The 20,333-nt window shown below is 66.0% G+C and carries 22 protein-coding genes; 20 read left to right on the top strand and 2 right to left on the bottom strand.

The annotated features are described in order from the left end of the window. The first annotated feature begins 20 nt into the window (after positions 1 to 20). Both ACWIGM_RS18015 and ACWIGM_RS18020 read left to right on the top strand, forming a co-directional pair. The gene (locus ACWIGM_RS18015; RefSeq protein ID WP_454027330.1) at positions 21 to 899 is read left to right on the top strand and encodes an ABC transporter permease; all 879 of its coding nucleotides are present in this window, start codon (positions 21 to 23) and stop codon (positions 897 to 899) included. After that, on the top strand, positions 896 to 1,843 hold the full coding sequence (locus ACWIGM_RS18020; protein ID WP_454027331.1) for an ABC transporter permease: 948 nt from the start codon (positions 896 to 898) through the stop codon (positions 1,841 to 1,843). The genes ACWIGM_RS18015 and ACWIGM_RS18020 overlap by 4 nt, the downstream gene beginning before the upstream one ends. 8 nt (positions 1,844 to 1,851) lie before the next feature. On the opposite strand, the gene ACWIGM_RS18025 is transcribed toward ACWIGM_RS18020, so the two are convergent. Then, complete coding sequence (locus ACWIGM_RS18025; RefSeq protein ID WP_454027332.1) at positions 1,852 to 2,640, bottom strand: IclR family transcriptional regulator; 789 nt, start codon at positions 2,638 to 2,640, stop codon at positions 1,852 to 1,854. A 135-nt stretch (positions 2,641 to 2,775) separates the two neighbouring features. Between ACWIGM_RS18025 and ACWIGM_RS18030 the strand changes: the two genes are divergently transcribed. Continuing rightward, positions 2,776 to 4,089 carry an aspartate aminotransferase family protein gene (locus ACWIGM_RS18030; RefSeq protein WP_454027333.1) on the top strand — a complete coding sequence of 438 codons (1,314 nt, stop codon included), beginning with the start codon at positions 2,776 to 2,778 and terminating at the stop codon, positions 4,087 to 4,089. Between the two features lie 23 nt (positions 4,090 to 4,112). Here ACWIGM_RS18030 and ACWIGM_RS18035 read toward each other — a convergent pair whose 3' ends face one another. Further along, positions 4,113 to 4,727: a YcbK family protein gene (locus tag ACWIGM_RS18035; RefSeq protein WP_454027334.1), complete on the bottom strand. Its 615-nt coding sequence runs from the start codon at positions 4,725 to 4,727 to the stop codon at positions 4,113 to 4,115. A 417-nt stretch (positions 4,728 to 5,144) separates the two neighbouring features. On the opposite strand from ACWIGM_RS18035, the gene ACWIGM_RS18040 reads away from it, so the two are divergent. The 17 genes from ACWIGM_RS18040 to ACWIGM_RS18120 all read left to right on the top strand — a co-directional run bounded on the left by ACWIGM_RS18040 (position 5,145) and on the right by ACWIGM_RS18120 (position 20,327). Further along, positions 5,145 to 5,510, top strand: coding sequence for an NADH-quinone oxidoreductase subunit A (locus ACWIGM_RS18040; RefSeq protein ID WP_137880769.1), 366 nt, complete (start codon positions 5,145 to 5,147; stop codon positions 5,508 to 5,510). 78 nt (positions 5,511 to 5,588) lie between these two features. Beyond that, entirely contained in the window at positions 5,589 to 6,167 is a 579-nt protein-coding gene (locus ACWIGM_RS18045) for a NuoB/complex I 20 kDa subunit family protein (protein WP_454027335.1), read from the top strand. Further along, positions 6,164 to 6,487: a hypothetical protein gene (locus ACWIGM_RS18050; protein ID WP_454027336.1), complete on the top strand. Its 324-nt coding sequence runs from the start codon at positions 6,164 to 6,166 to the stop codon at positions 6,485 to 6,487. The genes ACWIGM_RS18045 and ACWIGM_RS18050 overlap by 4 nt, the downstream gene beginning before the upstream one ends. A 4-nt stretch (positions 6,488 to 6,491) precedes the next feature. Next, positions 6,492 to 7,097: an NADH-quinone oxidoreductase subunit C gene (locus ACWIGM_RS18055; RefSeq protein ID WP_454027337.1), complete on the top strand. Its 606-nt coding sequence runs from the start codon at positions 6,492 to 6,494 to the stop codon at positions 7,095 to 7,097. Positions 7,098 to 7,101: 4 nt separating this feature from the next. After that, complete coding sequence (locus tag ACWIGM_RS18060; protein WP_454027338.1) at positions 7,102 to 7,539, top strand: GFA family protein; 438 nt, start codon at positions 7,102 to 7,104, stop codon at positions 7,537 to 7,539. Continuing rightward, positions 7,536 to 8,726 (top strand): NADH-quinone oxidoreductase subunit D, encoded by a 1,191-nt coding sequence (locus ACWIGM_RS18065; protein WP_454027339.1) that lies wholly within the window; start codon positions 7,536 to 7,538, stop codon positions 8,724 to 8,726. Before ACWIGM_RS18060 ends, ACWIGM_RS18065 begins: the two co-directional genes overlap by 4 nt. Positions 8,727 to 8,740: 14 nt before the next feature. After that, positions 8,741 to 9,277, top strand: coding sequence for a hypothetical protein (locus ACWIGM_RS18070; protein WP_454027340.1), 537 nt, complete (start codon positions 8,741 to 8,743; stop codon positions 9,275 to 9,277). Between the two features lie 14 nt (positions 9,278 to 9,291). After that, positions 9,292 to 10,536 carry an NADH-quinone oxidoreductase subunit NuoE gene (gene nuoE / locus ACWIGM_RS18075; RefSeq protein ID WP_454027341.1) on the top strand — a complete coding sequence of 415 codons (1,245 nt, stop codon included), beginning with the start codon at positions 9,292 to 9,294 and terminating at the stop codon, positions 10,534 to 10,536. Between the two features lie 11 nt (positions 10,537 to 10,547). Then, positions 10,548 to 11,852, top strand: a complete 1,305-nt coding sequence (gene nuoF / locus ACWIGM_RS18080) for an NADH-quinone oxidoreductase subunit NuoF (protein WP_092154251.1) — start codon at positions 10,548 to 10,550, stop codon at positions 11,850 to 11,852. Positions 11,853 to 11,856: 4 nt separating this feature from the next. Continuing rightward, a complete protein-coding gene (gene nuoG, locus ACWIGM_RS18085; protein WP_454027342.1) occupies positions 11,857 to 13,920 on the top strand; it encodes an NADH-quinone oxidoreductase subunit NuoG in 2,064 nt (687 codons plus the stop codon). 7 nt (positions 13,921 to 13,927) lie between these two features. Continuing rightward, positions 13,928 to 14,947, top strand: a complete 1,020-nt coding sequence (gene nuoH, locus ACWIGM_RS18090; RefSeq protein ID WP_454027343.1) for an NADH-quinone oxidoreductase subunit NuoH — start codon at positions 13,928 to 13,930, stop codon at positions 14,945 to 14,947. Beyond that, positions 14,947 to 15,186 (top strand): hypothetical protein, encoded by a 240-nt coding sequence (locus tag ACWIGM_RS18095; RefSeq protein WP_454027344.1) that lies wholly within the window; start codon positions 14,947 to 14,949, stop codon positions 15,184 to 15,186. Before nuoH ends, ACWIGM_RS18095 begins: the two co-directional genes overlap by 1 nt. A gap of 19 nt (positions 15,187 to 15,205) precedes the next feature. Further along, the gene (gene nuoI, locus ACWIGM_RS18100) at positions 15,206 to 15,694 is read left to right on the top strand and encodes an NADH-quinone oxidoreductase subunit NuoI (RefSeq protein WP_057192642.1); all 489 of its coding nucleotides are present in this window, start codon (positions 15,206 to 15,208) and stop codon (positions 15,692 to 15,694) included. 128 nt (positions 15,695 to 15,822) lie between these two features. Continuing rightward, the gene (locus tag ACWIGM_RS18105) at positions 15,823 to 16,446 is read left to right on the top strand and encodes an NADH-quinone oxidoreductase subunit J (RefSeq protein WP_346364090.1); all 624 of its coding nucleotides are present in this window, start codon (positions 15,823 to 15,825) and stop codon (positions 16,444 to 16,446) included. Continuing rightward, complete coding sequence (gene nuoK / locus ACWIGM_RS18110) at positions 16,443 to 16,751, top strand: NADH-quinone oxidoreductase subunit NuoK (protein ID WP_092154241.1); 309 nt, start codon at positions 16,443 to 16,445, stop codon at positions 16,749 to 16,751. Before ACWIGM_RS18105 ends, nuoK begins: the two co-directional genes overlap by 4 nt. A 26-nt stretch (positions 16,752 to 16,777) precedes the next feature. Next, positions 16,778 to 18,811 carry an NADH-quinone oxidoreductase subunit L gene (gene nuoL, locus ACWIGM_RS18115; RefSeq protein ID WP_454027345.1) on the top strand — a complete coding sequence of 678 codons (2,034 nt, stop codon included), beginning with the start codon at positions 16,778 to 16,780 and terminating at the stop codon, positions 18,809 to 18,811. A 4-nt stretch (positions 18,812 to 18,815) separates the two neighbouring features. Further along, on the top strand, positions 18,816 to 20,327 hold the full coding sequence (locus ACWIGM_RS18120) for an NADH-quinone oxidoreductase subunit M (RefSeq protein ID WP_454027346.1): 1,512 nt from the start codon (positions 18,816 to 18,818) through the stop codon (positions 20,325 to 20,327). Positions 20,328 to 20,333: the final 6 nt, after the last annotated feature.

Consider the following 20,333-nt stretch of genomic DNA (forward strand, 5'->3'; position numbering starts at 1 on the left):
AGCCTGCGCGGCGGCGCGCGATGATGGAGATATTGGCCGCCGTGAGGAACCTGTTGCGCCGGCTGCTCGCCCGGCGCGGCCCGGCCTTGAGTATCGCCTTCCTGGCTTTGGTCGCGCTGACCGCGATCTTCGCCGGTTTGCTGCCGCTTGACCCGCTGGCGCAGAGCATTGCGGATTCGCTGAAGCCGCCCTCGGCCGAGGCCTGGTTCGGCACCGACGAACTCGGCCGCGACATCCTCGCCCGCGTCGTCTATGGCGCCCGCACCTCGCTGGTCACCGCCTTCGGCGCCGTCCTGATCGCGGCGCTGATCGGCATTCCGGTCGGGCTCGTCGCCGGCTTCTATGGCGACTGGCGCGACTCCTTGCTGATGCGCTGCATCGACGTGCTGCTCGCTCTGCCGAACATCCTCTTCGCCATGGCGCTGATCGCGGTCCTCGGTCGCAGCCAGGGAGCGGCGCTGATCGCCGTCGGCATCGCCGGCATACCGGGTTTTGCCCGCATCGCCCGGGCGCAGGTGATGGCGCTGCGCCAGCTCGACTTCGTCATGGCGGTGCGCAGCTTCGGCGGCGGGCCCGGCTACATCATGGTCCGGACCCTGCTGCCCAACATCCTCAGCCCACTGGTGGTCCAGGCGATCGTGCTCGCCTCGATCGCGATCCTGCTCGAGGCGGCGCTCGCATTCCTTGGGGTCGGCGTGCCGCCGCCGACGCCGAGCTGGGGCGAGATGCTGCGCACCGGCAAATCCTATCTCTATGAAGCGCCGACCTATGCGGTGCTGCCCGGCCTCGTGCTGACGCTGACGATCCTCTCCTTCGACACGATCGGCCGGGCGCTGACCGCGATCCTCGACCGCGACGAGACTGATGCCTCCGGCGCGACGATCGGGGGCCGGCGATGACGTCTTACGTCCTGCGTCGCCTTGCCCAGATGCTGCCGGTGCTGCTGATCGCCTCCTTCGCGATTTTCGCGATGATCTATGCCGTACCGGGCGGGCCGGTCGCGGTCATCGCCGGCGAGAACGCCACGGCGGAGGAGATCGCCGAGGTGACCCGGCGCTTCGGCTTCGACCGGCCGATGGTGGTGCAATATGCCGACTGGCTCGGCCGGGCGCTGGCCGGCGATTTCGGCCTGTCGCTGCACAGCCGCCAGTCGGTCCTCCAACTGATCGGCGAGCGGCTGCCAGCGACGCTGCAGCTCGCCCTCTGCGCCATTCTCGTCGCGCTCGTCATCGGCATCCCGGTCGCGATCGCCAGCGCGGTCAGGCCGAATTCCTGGCTCGACCGTGTGCTCAGCGGCTGGAGCGCACTGGCGCTCGGCGTGCCGACCTTCTGGCTCGGCATCCTGCTGATCCTGCTCTTCGCCGTCGAGCTGCGCTGGCTGCCTTCGGCCTCGCGCTATGTGCCGCTCTGGCAAGCGCCACTTGATGCCCTGCGCAGTCTGGCTCTGCCGGCGTTGACGCTCGGCGTCTATGTCTCGGGCGTGCTCGGCCGCTTCCTGCGAGCCTCGCTGATCGGCGAGGCGCGGGCCGATTACGTCCGCACCGCCCGCGCCAAGGGCGTGCCCGAGAGGCGCGTCGTCGGCTTGCACATCATGCGCAACGCGCTGCTGCCCTTCGTCACCATCGTCGGTTTGATGATGGCGCATTTCATCGGCGGCGCCGTGGTGACCGAGGCGGTCTTCACCTATCCCGGCCTGGGGCGCCTTTTGATCCAGGCAATCACTACCCGCGACTATCCGCTGATCCAGGGCTGCATCCTGGTGATCCTGATCGCCTACATGCTGATCAACCTCGCGGTCGACATGCTCTACGCCTGGATCGACCCGCGGATCGAATACCGATGAGCCGGGCGTCAGCCAGTCGGCAATGGCTGGGAGCCGAGCCCGGCCGAAATCCCGGCCGCGATCTCGCGCAAGCGTGCGCCGGCCTTGGCCGCGAGCGAATGCGGCATCCGCATCAATGGCGCCGAGATCGACAGCGCGGCGACGGGATAGCCGTGCTCGTCGAGGATCGGCGCGCCGATGCACATCGCGCCGTCCTCGTTCTCGCCCATCTCGGTGGCGTAGCCGGTGCGCGCGACCTGGCGCAATTGCCGCTCGATCTCCTCACGTTCGAGCAGGGTGCGGCCAGTGCGCTCGGTCAGCGGCAGGTCGAGCTGGCGCTGCCGTTCCGCCTCCGGCAGGAAGGCGAGAATCGCCTTGCCGAGCGCGGTCGAGTGCATCGGGTGGCTGTCGCCGATCCGCGCCTGCATCCTGAGCGAGCGGTTGGCCTCGATCAGGTCGATATAGACGATCGTGCCGTTGCCCTTCACCGCGAGGTTCACCGTCTCGTTGAACTCGTGCATCAGCTCGGTCATCACCGGCCGGGCGAGCGCACGGATCTTGCTGACGCTGGCATCGGCGCGAGCGATCGAACGCATCTGCGGGCCGAGCGTGTAGCGATCCGTCGCCCGGTTGTGGTCGAGGAAGCCGGCGGCGGACAGTGTCTGCAGATAGCGGAACGTCGTCGTCTTCGGGATCCGCAGTTCCTTGCTGACGGCGGTGAGCGCGATCTCGTGGCCGTGACGCGCGACCAGCTCAAGCACCCTCAGCGCCTTCATCACCGGCTGCACGACGTAAGGATTCTCGCTCGCTTTCGGCATGGCCGCTCCGGTCGTTTCCCGAACGATCCGTCGGCATAGCCAGCGTCATTGAATTCCGCAACACGAAACCCGTGTTCCTTTACGCGGACAAGACGGTTTGGTCTGCTCGTACAGATTGCAGCGGAGGCGGCGGACTTGGCAGCGAACGGCACCCAGCAGGCGGGCACCATGCGTTTCGAGGAATCGGCCCGGCGGATCGCCGAGAATGCGCGCTTCATCGCGGGTGGGGTGAACAGCAATTTCCGCCTCGGCATGGCGCCGGGGCCACTGGTCTTCGAGCGCGGCGAGGGCGCCTATCTCATCGATGTCGATCGCAACCGGATCATCGACTACTACTGCGGCATGGGCGCGACCGTGCTTGGTCACACGCCCGCGCCAGTGCTGGAAGCGGTCCGGAAACAGGCGGAAAAAGGCATTCTCTTCGCCGGTCAGGCGCCGGTCGAATACGAGGCGGCGAAGCTGATCTGCGAGCGTATCCCGTCAGCCGAGCGGCTGCGCTTCGGCTCATCGGGCTCGGAGGTGGCGCAGGCGGCGATAAAGCTCGCCCGCGCCGCCACCGGTCGGCGGACCATCGTGAAGTTCGAGGGGCACTATCACGGCTGGTTCGACAACATCCTCTGGTCCACTGCGCCGGGGCTGAATGCGGCCGGACCGGAGGATGCCCCGACCCCGGTGATCGGTAGCAAGGGCCAGGACCCGGAAGCGGGCGAGGGGCTCTCCATCCTCGGCTGGAACGATCTAGCAGCGCTGGAAGCCCGGCTTGCCAGAGGCGATGTCGCGGCGGTGCTGATGGAGCCGGCGATGTGCAACCAGGGCGCCATCGCCCCGGCACCCGGTTATCTCGAAGGCGCGCTCGCCGCCTGCCGCAGGCATGGCGCGCTGCTGATCTTCGACGAGGTCATCACCGGCTTCCGCCTCGCCCGCGGCGGCGCCCAGGAGCTTTTCGGCGTCACGCCCGATCTCACCATCATGGCGAAAGCGATCGCCAACGGTTTTCCGGTTGCGGCGATTGCCGGCCGGGCCGAGCTTGTCGACCTCTTCGCCGACGGCGTGCTGCATGGCGGCACCTTCAACGCCCAGCCGATCGCGATGGCGGCGATGGTTGCGACGCAGAATCTGCTGACGCCCGAGCACTATGAGCGCAGCTCCGCCCATGGCCAGCGCCTGCAGGACGGCATCCGCACGATCCTGGTGGAGGCGGGAATCAGGGCGCAGGTCGCAGGCTTCCCGCTGATGTTCCATGTCGCCTTCGGCCTCGATGCGCCGGCGCGGAACTACCGGGACGTCGCCCGCTCGGACAAGGTCGCCTATGGCCGCTTCGCCCATGCGCTGCTCAGGCGCGGCGTGCGCGTGCTCGAGCGCGGCGCCTGGTTCGTCTCCTCGGAGCATGATGCGACGGTGGTCGATGCAACGCTGGAAGCGGTTCGGGGGGCGGTGAGGGAGGTCTGAGCCAGGCAGCGCTCCGAGCTCACTCACCAGGGCCGGCGCGGCCCCGTGTCGATGTGGATCAGCCCGTTCCAGTAGACCTTATGGCCGCCGACCTCGGGCAGATTGCGGGCCCATTCGAGGACAGTGCGTGGCCTGACGCCCGGCACCCGGAAGTCCATCGCCTCGCAGCGCTTGTGATAGGAACCGCGCCGCGCCCGCCAGGGCGGGCGCCAGGTCGAGGTCACTTTGACTGCCCCGTACTTGTCCGAGATCTTGCCGAGGATCGTCTTGAGGACTGGCGGCAGGCAAACGATCGAGGTGCCGGGGTCGGTCGAGATGCCCGGCTTGTCGGGCTTCTCATTGGGGTCGAAGGGCGGCTCCTCGGCGGTCTGCCCTGGCGTGCGCTGCGGCCACTCCGGTCCCTCATCGTCATCGGGCTCGGGCTGGGCGAGGGTGGGCGCTGGCCCCGGCGTCGTCGCGACGCTGGCCTCGACTGGAGCCTGCGGGAGCACGACGATCGGTGGCGCGCCCGGCTTGATTTGCAGGTCGAGATCGAACGGGCGCTCCGGTGGCAGCGGCGCAAGCATCAGCTGCGCCGAGACCGGTCCGCCAAGCGTCATCGCAGCGGCACAGGCGCTGGCCAGCGCGACTCTCCGCATAGCAATCATGAAGTGCGGGGCGCTGATGATGAGGCAGCAGTGCGGGAGCCGCGATCACGATGCGTTGTTTGCCTCGGCATTCCCGCAACCGCTTTCCTGACGCATCGGCAGTGCTTGCCGGCGAATCGTGCCGGCGCCGAAGACTGACGTTACGTCCCCGTTTGCCATGCTTCGACGCGCTGCGACAACCACCTTGCGCCGGGTGCGGCCGATCACGAAAATTGGCGCTGAAACGACCGGGAATCATGACACTTTCGCATGCCCGCTCGACATATGCGGCAAAGACATGGCGACAGCCGCGTTGTGCGGCGCGGCGAACCCTTGCGTGATTCTAAAGCAGGGTCTAATCGACTGGCGAGATTGAGGGCGCCGCCTCGGCGCCGGGTTGAAGCGGGGTGACAGATGCAAGCTCTTCCTGTGCAGTCCCTGCTGTCGGACTACCTGCCTCTGGCGATCTTCATCGGCCTGTCGCTGGTGATCGGCCTGGCGCTGCTGATCGCCCCCTTCGCCGTGGCCTATTCCAAGCCGGATGCCGAGAAGCTCTCGGCCTATGAATGCGGCTTCAACGCCTTCGACGATGCGCGCATGAAGTTCGACGTGCGCTTCTACCTCGTCGCCATCCTCTTCATCATCTTCGACCTCGAGGTCGCCTTCCTGTTCCCCTGGGCGGTTGCCTTCGGCGGCCTCGGCTGGGTCGGCTTCTGGTCGATGATGGTTTTCCTCGGCGTGCTGACGGTCGGCTTCGTCTACGAGTGGCGCAAGGGCGCGCTCGAGTGGGACTGACCAATTGTCGCGTAAACCTGATACCGTCCCGGTAGCGTTCTTACATTCGACGAAACCTAAAGGTTCGAACTGATGGCCATGACAGCGATCGATCGCGGTGATCCGCTCGTCGCGCCGGCACCCAGGGGCCTGCTTGGTCCCGATGGCAAGCCGCTCGGCACGCGCGATCCCTATTTCGTCGAGATCAACAACGAGCTGGCCGACAAGGGCTTCCTCGTTACGGCGAGCGACGACCTGATCAACTGGGCCCGCACCGGCTCGCTGATGTGGATGACCTTCGGGCTCGCCTGCTGCGCGGTCGAGATGATGCAGCTCTCGATGCCGCGCTACGACGTCGAGCGCTTCGGCTTCGCCCCGCGCGCCTCGCCGCGCCAGTCCGACGTGATGATCGTGGCCGGCACCCTGACCAACAAGATGGCTCCGGCCCTGCGCAAGGTCTACGACCAGATGCCGGAGCCGCGTTACGTCATCTCGATGGGCTCCTGCGCCAATGGCGGCGGCTACTACCATTACAGCTATTCGGTGGTGCGCGGCTGCGACCGCATCGTGCCGATTGACGTCTATGTGCCGGGCTGCCCGCCGACCGCGGAAGCGCTCCTCTATGGCGTGCTGCTGCTGCAGAAGAAGATCCGGCGGACCGGGACGATCGAGCGGTGAGTGAGGCTGGCGCCAGCGTGATGCGGCAATGGCGGGCAAGAGCCACGCCGGAGGGAGCGCTCGCCTATCGCGCGCACCTGTCCGGTTCGGTGCTGCCGCAATTGCGTGCGCTGGCCGGCTTTCGCGGTATCGCGCTGCTCAACCGCCCGGTTGCCGGCGAGATCGAGATCACCGTGCAGACCCGCTGGGACAGCATGGCGGCGATCGCGGCTTTCGCCCAACCGGAGCTGGAAGCAGCAGTGGTCGAGCCGGCGGCTGCCGCCGTGCTGTTGAGCTATGATGACGTGGTGACGCATCACCAGGTCATTCTCGAAGGATGATGCGATGAGCGAAGCGCTCGTGACATTGGGCGAAGAGATCAAGGCAGCGCTGCCCGGCGCGGTGACCGACATCGTCGTCGCCTATGACGAGCTGACCGTGCTCGCCGAGGCTGCCGAGATCGTTAGGGTCCTCAAGACCCTCTATGACGATCCGCGCTTCCGCTTCGTCAATTTCACCGACATCGCCGGCGCCGACTATCCGCAGCGCGAGAAGCGCTTCGAGGTCGTCTACCACCTGCTGTCACCGCGTCATAACCGGCGTATCCGCGTCAAGGTCCAGGCCGACGAGGCGACCCCGGTTCCGTCCGTGATCGAGGTCTTCCCGGCGGCCAACTGGTACGAGCGCGAGGCCTACGACTTCTACGGCATCCTGTTCTCGAACCACCCCGACCTGCGCCGCATCCTCACCGATTACGGCTTCGAGGGTTATCCGCTGCGCAAGGACTTCCCGCTGACCGGCTTCGTCGAGGTCCGCTATGACGACGAGCAGAAGCGCGTGGTCTACGAGCCGGTGAAGTTGAACCAGGAGTTCCGCAACTTCGACTTCCTCTCGCCCTGGGAAGGGACGGAATACGTCCTGCCGGGCGACGAGAAGGCCAAGGCGGGCTGAGCGGATGGGCGAAGGCCACACACTCTCAGGCGGCTGTCTCTGCGGCTCGGTGCGCTTCACGGCGACGCTGGCGAAGCCCGAGATGGACGTCTGCCATTGCGACATGTGTCGCAAATGGAGCGGCGGCGTGCTGATGACCGTGCCGTGCACGGAGGTCGCGGTCGCCGACGAGACGCATCTTGCCGTCTACACCTCGTCGGAATGGGGCGAGCGTGTCTTCTGCCGCAATTGCGGCACCAGCCTGTTCTGGCGCCAGCGTTCCGGCGAGGGCCATGTCGCGGTGGCGTTCCCGAGCCTCGACAACCCTTCCGATCTCGTCTTCGCCGAAGAGATCTTCATCGACGAGAAGCCTGATCTTTACGCCTTCGCGGGCGAGCGCCGGCGCAAGACCGGCGAGCAGGTGATCGCCGAATTCCATGCCGCCCAGGAAGGCCGGACATGACCGAACACAACATCCGCAATTTCTCGATCAATTTCGGCCCGCAGCACCCGGCGGCGCACGGCGTGCTGCGCCTGGTACTGGAGCTCGACGGCGAGATCGTCGAGCGCGTCGACCCGCATATCGGCCTGCTGCATCGCGGCACCGAGAAGCTGATCGAGCACAAGACCTATCTCCAGGCCGTGCCCTATTTCGACCGGCTCGACTATGTCGCGCCGATGAACCAGGAGCACGCCTTCGCGCTTGGCGTCGAGAAGCTGATGGGCGTGACCGTGCCGCGCCGCGGCCAGCTCATCCGCGTGCTCTATTCCGAGATCGGCCGCATCCTCTCGCACATCCTCAACGTCACCACGCAGGCGATGGACGTCGGCGCGCTCACCCCGCCGCTCTGGGGCTTCGAGGAGCGCGAGAAGCTGATGATCTTCTACGAGCGGGCCTGCGGCGCGCGCATGCATGCGGCCTATGTCCGGCCGGGCGGCGTCCACCAGGACCTGCCGACCTCGCTAATCCACGATATTGCCGAATGGTGCGACCCGTTCCTCAAGGTCTGCGACGACCTCGAAGGCCTGCTCACCGACAACCGCATCTTCAAGCAGCGCAATGTCGACATCGGCGTCGTCGATCTTGAGACCTGCTGGAAATGGGGCTTCTCGGGCGTGATGGTGCGCGGATCCGGCGCGCCCTGGGATCTGCGCAAGTCGCAGCCGTATGAGTGCTACGAGGAGATGGAATTCGACATCCCCGTCGGCAAGAACGGCGACTGCTACGACCGCTACTGCATCCGCATGGAAGAGATGCGCCAGTCTGTGCGCATCATGAAGCAGTGCTGCGAGAAGCTGCTCTCGGCCGATGGCGGCGGGCCGATCTCCTCGCTCGACGGCAAGATGGTGCCGCCCAAGCGCGGCGAGATGAAGCGCTCCATGGAAGCGCTGATCCACCACTTCAAGCTCTACACCGAGGGCTACAAGGTGCCCGAGGGCGAGGTCTACGCCGCCGTCGAGGCGCCCAAGGGCGAATTCGGCGTCTATCTCGTCTCCGACGGCACCAACAAGCCCTATCGCTGCAAGATCAAGGCGCCGGGCTTCGCCCATCTCCAGGCCATGGATTTCATGTGCCGCAAGCACATGCTCGCCGACGTCTCCGCGATCCTCGGCTCCCTCGACATCGTGTTTGGCGAGGTCGATCGGTGAGGAGCAGCGCGGCCATGAGTGGAGTTCGGTTCGGGCAATACGCGCTCGGCCTGTGGCTTGCCGCGCCGGCTGCTATGCTTGTGGATGCACAGCCGGCAGCGGCCCAGCCTGCATATGAGCCTCAGCGGAATGTCTCGCGGTATCAGCAGCTCAGGCAGCAGCGAGAGGCGGGGCGGCGAAGCCTTCAGCAAGTCGAGGGGGCCGGATTTCGCTATGTTGGCGGCGGCGGCGTTGGGGCCTTCGTGTATTTCATCTACCGGCGGGCTGATGGTGCCGAATACCATTGCAAGCAGGTCTATATGTCCGTCGGCGATTGCTATCCCAGCACCCCGCCGCATTTGCGCCCGATACCGCGTCATGTCAGCATTCCGTTCCTGAAGAACGCTGGTTTCGAATACGGCGGCATCAGCTATGCCAGCGGTAAGCCCGAGCACATCTATCGGCAGCCGCAGGGTGGAACCGTCTATCTTTGCCCTAATGAAGGCTATGCAAGTTGCCGTGTCAGCTCCGCTGGACGGCCGCAGGCAGGCGCCCGCGTTGGTCTGAATTAACCGTTGGATCGAACATGTCCGTCCGTCGTCTCGCCCCCGATCACGTTCAGCCGGCCTCCTTCGCCTTCACTGCGGCGAATGAGAACTGGGCCGACCAGCAGATCGCAAAGTACCCGGAAGGCCGCCAGGCCTCGGCCGTGATCCCGCTCCTCTGGAAGGCCCAGGAGCAGCATGATGGCTGGTTGCCACGCGCCGCGATCGAGGAGGTCGCCCGCAAGCTCGGCATGGCGCCGATGCGGGTGCTGGAGGTCGCGACCTTCTACACCATGTTCAGCCTGCAGCCGGTGGGCCAGCACTTCGTCCAGCTCTGCGGCACGACGCCCTGCGCGCTGCGCGGTGCCGAGGCCCTGAAGAAGGTCTGCGAAGAGGTGATCGGCCCGCAGTCGACCGTCACCGCCGACGGCAAGCTGTCCTGGCTCGAGGTCGAGTGCCTCGGCGCTTGCTGCAACGCCCCGATGGCGCAGATCAATTTCGACTATTACGAAGACCTGACGCCCGAGAATTTCCGCAAGCTGCTCGGCGACCTGCGTGACGGCCGCCCGACCAAGCCCGGCCCGCAGGTGGACCGTTCCTGCTCGGAGCCGCTCGGCGGCGGCGACACGCTGAAGGATCCGGCCCTGTTCGACGGCTCGATGATCGGCCTGGGCGACTGGCAGAAGCGCATCACGACGCAGCGTGAAGAGGCGGCTATTAGGATCGCCAGCGAGAAGGCTGCTGCTGAGGCCAAGGCCAAGGCGGAAGCCGAGACTGCAGCCGCGACGGCCAAGACCGGCCCCACCGACGTCAAGACCGCGCCCGCCCCCGAGGCCGCTGCGCCGGCCCGTCCCAAGCCGTCCGAGCCGAACCAGCCGGCCAGCGCCGCGCAGGACACCCCGTCCGCGACGGGCAAGGCGATCAAGGACACCGCCAAGAGCGACGCTCCGAAGGCGCCGGCTGCCAAGGCCGCGGCTGCTGCCGAGCCGGCTCCTGCCGTGGCTGAATCCAAGCCCGAACTGCTCACAGCGGCCCGTGGCGGCAAGGGCGATGATCTCGAGCTGATCTGGGGCGTCGGTCCCAAGCTCGGCAAGATGCTCAACGAGATGGGCATCTGGCACTTCGACCAGGTTGCCGCCTGGACCCCCGCCGAGCTCGCCTGGGTCGATGCCCGGCTGACCGGCTTCAAGGGCAGGGCGGTCCGTGACGACTGGATCTCGCAGGCGAAGAAGCTCGCTACCGGCTGGCGGCCGGAGAGCAAGCTCGGCGACAAGCCGGCGAACTGAGGCGAACAACGATGCTTGCTGATCGCGACCGCATCTTCACCAATCTCTACGGCCTCCACGACTTGTCGCTGAAGGGCGCCATGCAACGTGGCGCCTGGGACGGCACCAAGTTCCTGCTCGAGCAGGGGCGCGACTGGATCATCGACGAGATGAAGAAGTCGGGCCTGCGCGGGCGCGGCGGCGCCGGCTTTCCGACCGGCCTGAAATGGTCGTTCATGCCCAAGCAGAGCGACGGGCGCCCGCACTACCTCGTCGTCAATGCCGACGAGTCGGAGCCCGGCACCTGCAAGGACCGCGAGATCATGCGCAACGACCCGCATACGCTGGTCGAGGGCTGCCTGATCGCTTCCTTCGCCATGGGCGCGCATGCCGCCTACATCTACATCCGCGGCGAATATGTCCGCGAGCGCGAGGCGCTGCAGCGCGCCGTCGACGAGGCCTATGAGGCGAACCTCATCGGCAAGAACAACAAGCACGGCTATCCTTTTGATCTCTATGTGCATCACGGCGCCGGCGCCTATATCTGCGGCGAAGAGACGGCGCTGCTGGAGAGCCTCGAGGGCAAGAAGGGCATGCCGCGGCTGAAGCCGCCTTTCCCGGCCAATGTCGGCCTCTATGGCTGCCCGACCACCGTCAACAACGTCGAGTCGATCGCGGTCGCGCCAACCATCCTGCGCCGCGGCGCCAGCTGGTTCTCCTCGATCGGCACGCCCAACAATGTCGGCACCAAGCTGTTCTGCGTCTCCGGCCATGTGAACAAGCCCTGCAACGTCGAAGAGGCGATGGGCCTGACCTTCCGCGAGCTGATCGACCGCCATTGCGGCGGCATCCGCGGCGGCTGGGACAATCTCAAGGCGGTCATTCCCGGAGGCTCCTCGGTGCGCATGGTGCCGGCCGAGCAGATCATCGACACGCCGATGGATTTCGACTCGCTCTCGAAGCTGAAGTCGGGCCTCGGCACGGCGGCGGTGATCGTGATGGACAAGTCGACCGACATCATCCGCGCCATCGCCCGCATCAGCTACTTCTACAAGCATGAGAGCTGCGGCCAGTGCACGCCCTGCCGCGAGGGCACCGGCTGGATGTGGCGCGTCGTCAACCGCATGGCGGAAGGCCGCGCCCAGAAGCGCGAGATCGACATGCTGCTCGATGTGTCGAAGCAGATCGAAGGCCACACCATCTGCGCGCTGGGCGATGCTGCTGCCTGGCCGATCCAGGGCCTGATCAATCATTTCCGTCACGAAATCGAGCAGCGCATCGACGACTATGCCGCCAACCCGCATGGCGAGCCGGTCAGGCTCATGGCGGCGGAGTGAGACCATGACCAAACTCCTCATCGACGGCATCGAGGTCGACGTTCCGCCGGAGTACACCGTGCTCCAGGCCTGCGAGGCGGCGGGCGCCGAGGTGCCGCGCTTCTGCTTCCATGAGCGGCTCTCGATCGCCGGCAATTGCCGCATGTGCCTGGTCGAGGTGAAGGGCGGCCCGCCGAAGCCGCAGGCGTCCTGCGCCATCGGCGTGCGCGATCTGCGTCCCGGCCCGAATGGCGAGCCGCCGGTCGTGCTGACCAAGTCGCCCATGGTCAAGAAGGCGCGCGAAGGGGTGATGGAGTTCCTGCTCATCAACCACCCGCTCGACTGCCCGATCTGCGACCAGGGCGGAGAGTGCGACCTGCAGGACCAGGCCATGGCCTACGGCGTCGACACCTCGCGCTATGCCGAGAACAAGCGCGCGGTCGAGGACAAGTATATCGGCCCGCTGGTCAAGACCTCGATGACGCGCTGCATCCAGTGCACGCGCTGCGTTCGCTTCACCACCGAGGTCGCCGGCGCCTCCGACCTCGGCGCGATCGGTCGCGGCGAGGACATGGAGATCACCACCTATCTCGAGCACGCGATGAGCTCGGAGCTGCAGGGCAATGTCGTCGACCTCTGCCCGGTCGGCGCGCTGACCTCCAAGCCCTACCAGAACAAGGCCCGGCCCTGGGAGCTGACCAAGACCGAATCCATCGACGTGATGGACGCGGTCGGCTCGGCGATCCGTGTCGACTCGCGTGGCCGTGAGGTGATGCGCGTGCTGCCGCGCATCAACGAGGCGGTCAACGAGGAGTGGATCTCCGACAAGACCCGCCACATCGCCGACGGGCTCAGGACCCAGCGTCTCGACCGCCCCTACATCCGCGAGAACGGCGCGCTGCGCCCGGCAAGCTGGACCGAGGCGCTCGCGCTGGTCGCTTCCAAGCTCAAGGCCGCCAAGCCCGAGCGCATCGGCGCGATCGCCGGTGATCTCGCTGCGGTCGAGGAGATCTATGCCCTCAAGGCGCTGATCGCCGGCCTCGGCTCGACCAACCTCGACTGTCGCCAGGACGGTGCGAAGCTCGACCCGGCCTTCGGCCGCGCCAGCTACATCCTCAATACCGGCATCGCCGGCATCGAGGACGCGACCTCGCTGCTGATCATCGGCTCGAACCCGCGTCGCGAGGCGCCGATCGTCAATGCCCGCATCCGCAAGCGCTGGCTGCGTGGCGACTTCAAGGTCTCGCTGATCGGCGAGAATGTCGACCTGACCTATGCCTATGACTATCTCGGCGCCGGGCCGGAGACGCTGGCCGATCTGGTCAAGCGCGCTGCGGCTGCCGGCGAGCGGCCGATGGTGCTGGTCGGGCAGGGCGCTCTCTCCCGCAAGGACGGTGCCGCCGTGCTCTCGCTCGCGGCCAAGGCGGCCGAGGTTCTCGGCGCGGTCAAGGATGGCTGGAACGGCTTTGGCGTGCTGCATACCGCAGCCGCCCGCGTCGGCGCACTCGATCTCGGCTTCGTCCCGGGCGAGGGCGGTCTCGATGTCGCCGGCATGACGGCGGCCGGCGCGCTCGACGTGCTCTTCTTGCTCGGCGCTGACGAGATCGAGGTGCCGGCCGGCGCCTTCGTGATCTACCAGGGCAGCCATGGCGACAAGGGCGCCCATCGCGCCGACGTCATCCTGCCCGGCGCGACCTACACCGAGAAGTCCGGCACCTACGTCAACACCGAGGGGCGGGTGCAGATGGCGGCGCGAGCCACCTTCCCGCCCGGCGACGCCAAGGAGGACTGGGCGATCCTGCGGGCGCTCTCTGCTTCGCTCGGCAAGGCGCTGCCCTTCGACTCGCTGTCGGCGCTGCGCCGCGAACTCTATGCCGCCCATCCGCATTTCGCCGCCGTCGACACGGTGGCGGAGAGCGACCGCGCCGGGCTGGCGAAGCTGGCGGGGCAGGGCGGCGCGACCGAGAAGGCGGGTTTCGTTCCGGCCATCGCCGATTTCTACACCACGAACCCCATTGCCCGCGCTTCGGCGGTGATGGCGGAATGCTCGGCGCTGGCCTCCGGCCGCATGCGCCAGGCGGCGGAGTAAGCCTCAGATGAACTGGGACCTCGTCCTCGATCTCGCGATCATCGCTGGCAAGAGCCTGCTGCTGCTGGTCTGCCTGCTGGTCTTCATCGCGTTCATCCTGCTGGCCGACCGCAAGATCTGGGCGGCGGTGCAATTGCGCCGTGGCCCGAACGTAGTCGGTCCCTTCGGCCTGCTGCAGAGCTTTGCCGACCTGCTGAAATTCGTCTTCAAGGAGCCGATCATCCCGTCGGGCTCCAACAAGGGCGTATTCCTGCTGGCGCCGCTGATCTCCTGCATGCTCTCGCTGGCGGCCTGGGCGGTGATCCCGGTGGCGGAAGGTTGGGCGATCGCCGACATCAATGTCGGCATCCTGTACATCTTCGCGATCTCCTCGCTCGGCGTTTACGGCATCATCATGGGCGGCTGGGCTTCGAACTCGAAGTACCCGTTCCTCAGCGCGCTGCGCTCGGCGGCGCAGATGGTCTCCTACGAGGTCTCGATCGGCTTTGTGATCGTCACCGTGCTGCTCTGCGTCGGCTCGCTGAACCTCTCGGCGATCGTCGAGGCGCAGAACTCGAAGGCGGGCCTGTTCGGCTGGTACTGGCTGCCGCTCTTCCCGATGTTCATCGTCTTCTTCATCTCGGCGCTGGCCGAGACGAACCGGCCGCCCTTCGACCTGGCCGAGGCGGAATCCGAGCTCGTCGCGGGCTTCATGGTCGAGTACTCCTCGACCCCGTATCTGCTGTTCATGCTCGGCGAATACGTGGCGATCATGACCATGTGCTCGCTGACCACGATCCTGTTCCTCGGGGGCTGGCTGCCGCCGTTCCCGATCGCACCGTTCACCTGGCTGCCGGGCGTGTTCTGGTTCGCGCTCAAGGTCTGCATGGTCTTCTTCATGTTCGCCATGGTGAAGGCCTTCGTGCCGCGCTACCGCTACGACCAGCTGATGCGGCTGGGCTGGAAGGTCTTCCTGCCGTTGTCGCTGGCTTGCGTCGTGATCGTGGCGGCGGTGCTGCAGATCACCGGTTGGGGCCCCGCTCCCTGATGGCGGGGCAGGCCGGCCTGATCGGAGCCCTGATCGGCTTCGTCGTCGGCCTGATCGAGTATCGGCTCGTCACGGGCGTTGTGGTTGCGAGTTTACGTCGCACCGACAGCTCGCAGACGCAGGCCGAGAAGGATGATTACGAACGGCGCATCCGCCTGTTGAAGGCGGCGGTGCTGGTGGTGTCGGTGGGCGGGCTGCCCATCGTCGGTTACCTGATCGGCCGGACGCTGTTCGGTTGAGGATAGAAGGACGAGACGGATGTCACTCGCGCAAGCCGCCAAGGGACTGCTCCTCAAGGAGTTCGTCGGCGCGTTCGCCTTGTCGATGCGTTACTTCTTCAAGCCGAAGGCGACGCTGAACTATCCCTTCGAGAAGGGCGTGCTCTCGCCGCGCTTCCGGGGCGAGCACGCGCTGCGCCGCTATCCGAACGGCGAGGAACGCTGCATCGCCTGCAAGCTCTGCGAGGCGATCTGCCCGGCGCAGGCGATCACGATCGAGGCCGGCCCGCGCCGCAACGACGGCACCCGCCGCACGACGCGCTACGACATCGACATGACGAAGTGCATCTATTGCGGCTTCTGCCAGGAGGCCTGCCCGGTCGATGCCATCGTCGAGGGCCCGAATTTCGAGTTCGCCACCGAGACGCGCGAGGAGCTGTTCTACGACAAGGACAAGCTGCTCGATAACGGCGCCCGCTGGGAACGCGAGATCGCGCGCAACATCGCGATGGATGCGCCGTATCGCTGAGGACGGCGGCCCGTCGCGCGGTTGTCGCGCTAGGCGGGCCTGACTATAGACGCTCCAAACTGCGGCGGGACTCGACCCGCCGTTTGACGAAACGAGGGCCGCCCGCAAGGGCGGAAAGGCTGGCGAAGATGAATGCCGCAGCGGCTTTCTTCTATCTCTTTTCAGGCGTCACCATCGCCTCGGCGCTGATGGTGATTTCGGCGCGCAACCCGGTGCATTCGGTGTTGTTCCTGATCCTCGCCTTCGTCAACGCGGCGGGACTGTTCCTGCTGCTCGGGGCCGAGTTCCTGGCGATGCTGCTGGTCGTCGTCTATGTCGGCGCGGTCGCGGTGCTCTTCCTCTTCGTGGTGATGATGCTCGACGTCGATTTCGCCGAGCTGCGCCAGGGCTTCCTGCAATACCTGCCGATCGGCGGCCTGATCGGCCTGATCTTCGCGGTCGAGTTGCTGCTGGTCGTCGGCGCCTGGGTGATCGACCCGCAGATCGTGCGTGCGCCGGTCGCAGCGATCCCGGCCAACGTCACCAATACGGCCGCGCTCGGCCAGGTGCTCTATACGAAATACATCTACTACTTCCAGGCCGCCGGCCTCGTGCTGCTGGTCGCGATGATCGGAGCGATCGTGCTGACGCTGCGCGACCGCAAGGGCATCAAGCGCCAGGATATCCCGACGCAGAACGCCCGCACCAAGGAAGCGGCGATGGATGTGAAGCAGGTGCCTTCGCGCGCCGGCGTTCCCGAGGAGATGGCGTGATGGTCGGGCTTGGCTCTTATCTGGCGGTCGCCGCGATCCTGTTCACGCTCGGCGTGCTCGGCATCTTCATCAACCGCAAGAACGTCATCGTCATCCTGATGTCGATCGAGCTGATCCTGCTCTCGGTCAATATCAACTTCGTCGCCTTCTCGAGCTTCCTGAACGACATCGTCGGCCAGGTCTTCGCCATGCTGGTGCTGACCGTCGCTGCTGCCGAGGCTGCGATCGGGCTCGCCATTCTCGTCGTCTACTTCCGCAACCGCGGCACGATCGCGGTGGAAGACATCAACATGATGAAAGGCTGAGCGCGGCGACGCGCCCGTAACCTGCCATGTATCAAGCGATCGTCTTCCTCCCCCTGATCGGCTTCCTGATCGCCGGCCTCTTCGGCCGGCTGATCGGCGCGCGCGCCTCGGAGATCGTCACCACCACGCTGCTGCTGATCTCGGCGGCTCTGTCCTGGGTCGCTTTCGTCCAGGTCGGCTTCGGCTCCGGCACCACCCGCGTCCAGGTTGCGACCTGGCTGGCCTCGGCTGACCTGCGCGTCGACTGGGCCTTCCGCATCGACACGCTGACCGCGGTCATGCTGGTCGTCGTCAACACCGTCTCCTCGCTCGTGCACCTGTATTCGATCGGGTACATGCACGAGGATCCGCATCGGCCGCGCTTCTTCGCCTACCTCTCGCTGTTCACCTTCGCCATGCTGATGCTGGTGACGGCCGACAACCTCGTGCAGATGTTCTTCGGCTGGGAAGGCGTCGGTCTCGCCTCCTATCTCCTGATCGGCTTCTGGTACCAGAAGCCCTCGGCCAACGCCGCGGCGATCAAGGCCTTCGTGGTCAACCGCGTCGGCGATTTCGGCTTCCTGCTCGGCATCTTCCTGGTTTTCGTGCTGACCGGCTCGGTCGCCTTCGACAGCATCTTCCCGCAGATCGCCGGCCTCACCGAGCGCAGCTTCCGCTTCCTCGGCTATGACTGGAACGCGCTGACGCTGACCGCCCTGCTGCTGTTCATGGGCGCCATGGGCAAGTCGGCGCAGTTCCTGCTGCACACCTGGCTGCCGGACGCGATGGAAGGCCCGACCCCGGTCTCGGCGCTGATCCATGCCGCGACCATGGTCACCGCTGGCGTCTTCATGGTGGCGCGCCTGTCGCCGATCTTCGAATACGCACCCGTAGCGCTGACCGTCGTCGTCGTCATCGGCGCCACCACCGCCTTCTTCGCTGCGACCGTCGGCCTGGTGCAGAACGACATCAAGCGCGTCATCGCCTATTCGACGTGCTCGCAGCTCGGCTACATGTTCGTGGCGATGGGTGTCGGCGCTTATTCGGCCGGCATCTTCCATCTCTTCACCCACGCCTTCTTCAAGGCGCTGCTGTTCCTGGGCGCCGGCTCGGTCATCCATGCGATGCACCATGAGCAGGACATGCGGAACATGGGCGGCCTCAGGAAGCACATCCCGCTGACTGCGGCGGCGATGACGATCGGCACGCTGGCGCTGACCGGTTTCCCGCTCTTCGCCGGCTACTTCTCGAAGGATGCGATCATCGAGAGCGCCTATGCCTCGGTGGCCCATGGCGGCTTCGCCAGCTCCTATGCCTTCGTGCTGCTGGTCGTCGCCGCGCTGATGACCTCCTTCTACTCCTGGCGGCTCTATTTCATGACCTTCGAGGGCACCCCGCGCTGGGCCGGCCACGGTCATGATGCGCACGGCCACGACGACCACGCGCATGGCCACGGGCACGACGATCACGCCCATGCCGCGCATGGCCACGACGATCACGGCCATGGCCACGACCACACGCCGCATGAGAGCCCGCTCGTGATGCTGATCCCGCTCGCCGTGCTCTCGCTTGGTGCGCTTGCGGCCGGCTACGTCTTCAAGGAGGCGTTCATCGGCCACGACTACGAGCACTTCTGGAAGGCGGCGCTGTTCACCGGCAAGGACAACCACATCCTGCACGCCATGCACGAAGTGCCGAAATGGGTGGTCTGGTCGCCCTTCGTCGCGATGCTGATTGGGTTCCTGCTGGCGCTCTACATGTACGTGCTGCGCCCGGACGTGCCCGGCAAGCTCGCCGCCGCCAATCCGGTTCTCTACAAGTTCCTGCTCAACAAGTGGTATTTCGACGAGATCTACGACTTCCTGTTCGTGAAGCCGGCAATGTGGCTCGGCCGCTTCCTCTGGAAGAAGGGTGACGGCGCCGTCATCGACGGCCTCGGGCCGGACGGGGTCTCGGCCCGTGTCGTCGACGTGACCAACCGGGTCGTGCGGCTGCAGACCGGCTACGTCTACCACTATGCCTTCGCCATGCTGATCGGCGTCGCCGGGCTGGTGACCTGGTACCTCATGGCCCGCGGGTGAGATGATGTTCGGCTTCGGTATCCTCACCGGTCTCCTGGTCCTGCCGCTGGTCGGCGCCGCCTTCATCCTGGCGCAACGCGGCGACGAGGCTTCGGTCAACTCCAATGCCCGCTGGGCGGCACTGATCGCGACGGTCGCGACCTTCATCCTGGCGCTGGTCGCCTGGGGCCGCTTCGACTCGGCCAATCCCGGCTTCCAGATGGTCGAGACTCATGCCTGGGTTTCCGACATCATCAAGTTCAAGCTCGGCGTCGACGGCTTCTCCTTCCCCTTCGTTGTCCTCACCGCCTTCCTGATGCCGTTCTGCATCCTGGCGTCCTGGACCTCGGTCGAGAAGCGGGTGCGCGAGTACATGGTCGCGTTCCTGATCCTCGAGACGCTGATGATCGGCGTCTTCGTCGCGCTCGACCTCGTGCTGTTCTACCTGCTGTTCGAAGCCGGCCTGATCCCGATGTTCCTGATCATCGGCATCTGGGGCGGCAAGCGGCGGGTCTACGCCTCCTACAAGTTCTTCCTCTACACGCTGCTCGGCTCGGTGCTGATGCTGCTCGCCATCATGGCGATGTACTGGAACGCCGGCACGACCGACATCCCGACGCTGCTGGCGCACAAGTTCCCGGTCCAGATGCAGCCCTGGCTCTGGCTCGCCTTCTTCGCCTCTTTCGCGGTGAAGATGCCGATGTGGCCGGTCCATACCTGGCTGCCCGACGCGCACGTCGAGGCGCCGACGGCGGGCTCCGTCATTCTTGCGGCGATCCTGCTGAAGATGGGCGGCTACGGCTTCATCCGCTTCTCGATCCCGATGTTCCCGGACGCCTCGGCGATGTTCGCGCCGCTGGTCTTCGCGCTCTCCGTCATCGCCATCATCTACACCTCGCTGGTGGCGCTGATGCAGGAGGACATCAAGAAGCTGATCGCCTACTCCTCGGTGGCGCATATGGGCTTCGTCACCATGGGCCTGTTCACCCTGACGCCGCAGGGCATCCAGGGCGCCATGTTCCAGATGGTCAGCCACGGCCTGGTCTCGGGCGCGCTCTTCCTCTGCGTCGGCGTGATCTACGACCGCATGCACACCCGCGAGATCGCCGCCTATGGCGGCCTGGTCAACCGCATGCCGCTCTATGCGGTGGTGTTCATGATCTTCACCATGGCCAATGTCGGCCTGCCCGGCACCGCCGGCTTCGTCGGCGAGTTCCTGACGCTGATGGGCGCCTTCAAGGCCAATCCCTGGGTGGCGTTCCTGGCGACCACCGGTGTGATCCTGTCGGCGGGCTATGCGCTCTGGCTCTATCGCCGCGTCGTCTTCGGCGAGCTGGTGAAGCCCGAGCTCAAGGACATCACCGACCTCAACGCCCGCGAGATCGCGATCTTCGTGCCGCTCGTCCTGCTGACGATCTGGTACGGCATCGCCCCCGGCACGATCCTCGACGCCTTCGCGGCGCCGACCGAAGCTCTCATCAAGAACTATCAGGCCGCCATCACCGCCGCTAAGACGGCGATGCTGGCAGTCCAGTAAGGCTGC

The sequence above is a fragment of the Allobosea sp. NPDC055332 genome (genome assembly GCF_053645455.1).

What these genes read in the sequence shown, in the direction of transcription:
- ACWIGM_RS18015 (WP_454027330.1), top strand. Translation starts at nt 21, where the DNA reads ATGATGGAGATATTGGCCGCCGTGAGGAACCTGTTGCGCCGGCTGCTC.
- ACWIGM_RS18020 (WP_454027331.1), top strand. Translation starts at nt 896, where the DNA reads ATGACGTCTTACGTCCTGCGTCGCCTTGCCCAGATGCTGCCGGTGCTG.
- ACWIGM_RS18025 (WP_454027332.1), bottom strand. Translation starts at nt 2,640, where the DNA reads ATGCCGAAAGCGAGCGAGAATCCTTACGTCGTGCAGCCGGTGATGAAG.
- ACWIGM_RS18035 (WP_454027334.1), bottom strand. Translation starts at nt 4,727, where the DNA reads ATGCGGAGAGTCGCGCTGGCCAGCGCCTGTGCCGCTGCGATGACGCTT.
- ACWIGM_RS18045 (WP_454027335.1), top strand. Translation starts at nt 5,589, where the DNA reads ATGACAGCGATCGATCGCGGTGATCCGCTCGTCGCGCCGGCACCCAGG.
- ACWIGM_RS18055 (WP_454027337.1), top strand. Translation starts at nt 6,492, where the DNA reads ATGAGCGAAGCGCTCGTGACATTGGGCGAAGAGATCAAGGCAGCGCTG.
- ACWIGM_RS18060 (WP_454027338.1), top strand. Translation starts at nt 7,102, where the DNA reads ATGGGCGAAGGCCACACACTCTCAGGCGGCTGTCTCTGCGGCTCGGTG.
- ACWIGM_RS18065 (WP_454027339.1), top strand. Translation starts at nt 7,536, where the DNA reads ATGACCGAACACAACATCCGCAATTTCTCGATCAATTTCGGCCCGCAG.
- ACWIGM_RS18070 (WP_454027340.1), top strand. Translation starts at nt 8,741, where the DNA reads ATGAGTGGAGTTCGGTTCGGGCAATACGCGCTCGGCCTGTGGCTTGCC.
- nuoE (WP_454027341.1), top strand. Translation starts at nt 9,292, where the DNA reads ATGTCCGTCCGTCGTCTCGCCCCCGATCACGTTCAGCCGGCCTCCTTC.
- nuoF (WP_092154251.1), top strand. Translation starts at nt 10,548, where the DNA reads ATGCTTGCTGATCGCGACCGCATCTTCACCAATCTCTACGGCCTCCAC.
- nuoG (WP_454027342.1), top strand. Translation starts at nt 11,857, where the DNA reads ATGACCAAACTCCTCATCGACGGCATCGAGGTCGACGTTCCGCCGGAG.
- nuoH (WP_454027343.1), top strand. Translation starts at nt 13,928, where the DNA reads ATGAACTGGGACCTCGTCCTCGATCTCGCGATCATCGCTGGCAAGAGC.
- ACWIGM_RS18095 (WP_454027344.1), top strand. Translation starts at nt 14,947, where the DNA reads ATGGCGGGGCAGGCCGGCCTGATCGGAGCCCTGATCGGCTTCGTCGTC.
- nuoI (WP_057192642.1), top strand. Translation starts at nt 15,206, where the DNA reads ATGTCACTCGCGCAAGCCGCCAAGGGACTGCTCCTCAAGGAGTTCGTC.
- ACWIGM_RS18105 (WP_346364090.1), top strand. Translation starts at nt 15,823, where the DNA reads ATGAATGCCGCAGCGGCTTTCTTCTATCTCTTTTCAGGCGTCACCATC.
- nuoL (WP_454027345.1), top strand. Translation starts at nt 16,778, where the DNA reads ATGTATCAAGCGATCGTCTTCCTCCCCCTGATCGGCTTCCTGATCGCC.
- ACWIGM_RS18120 (WP_454027346.1), top strand. Translation starts at nt 18,816, where the DNA reads ATGTTCGGCTTCGGTATCCTCACCGGTCTCCTGGTCCTGCCGCTGGTC.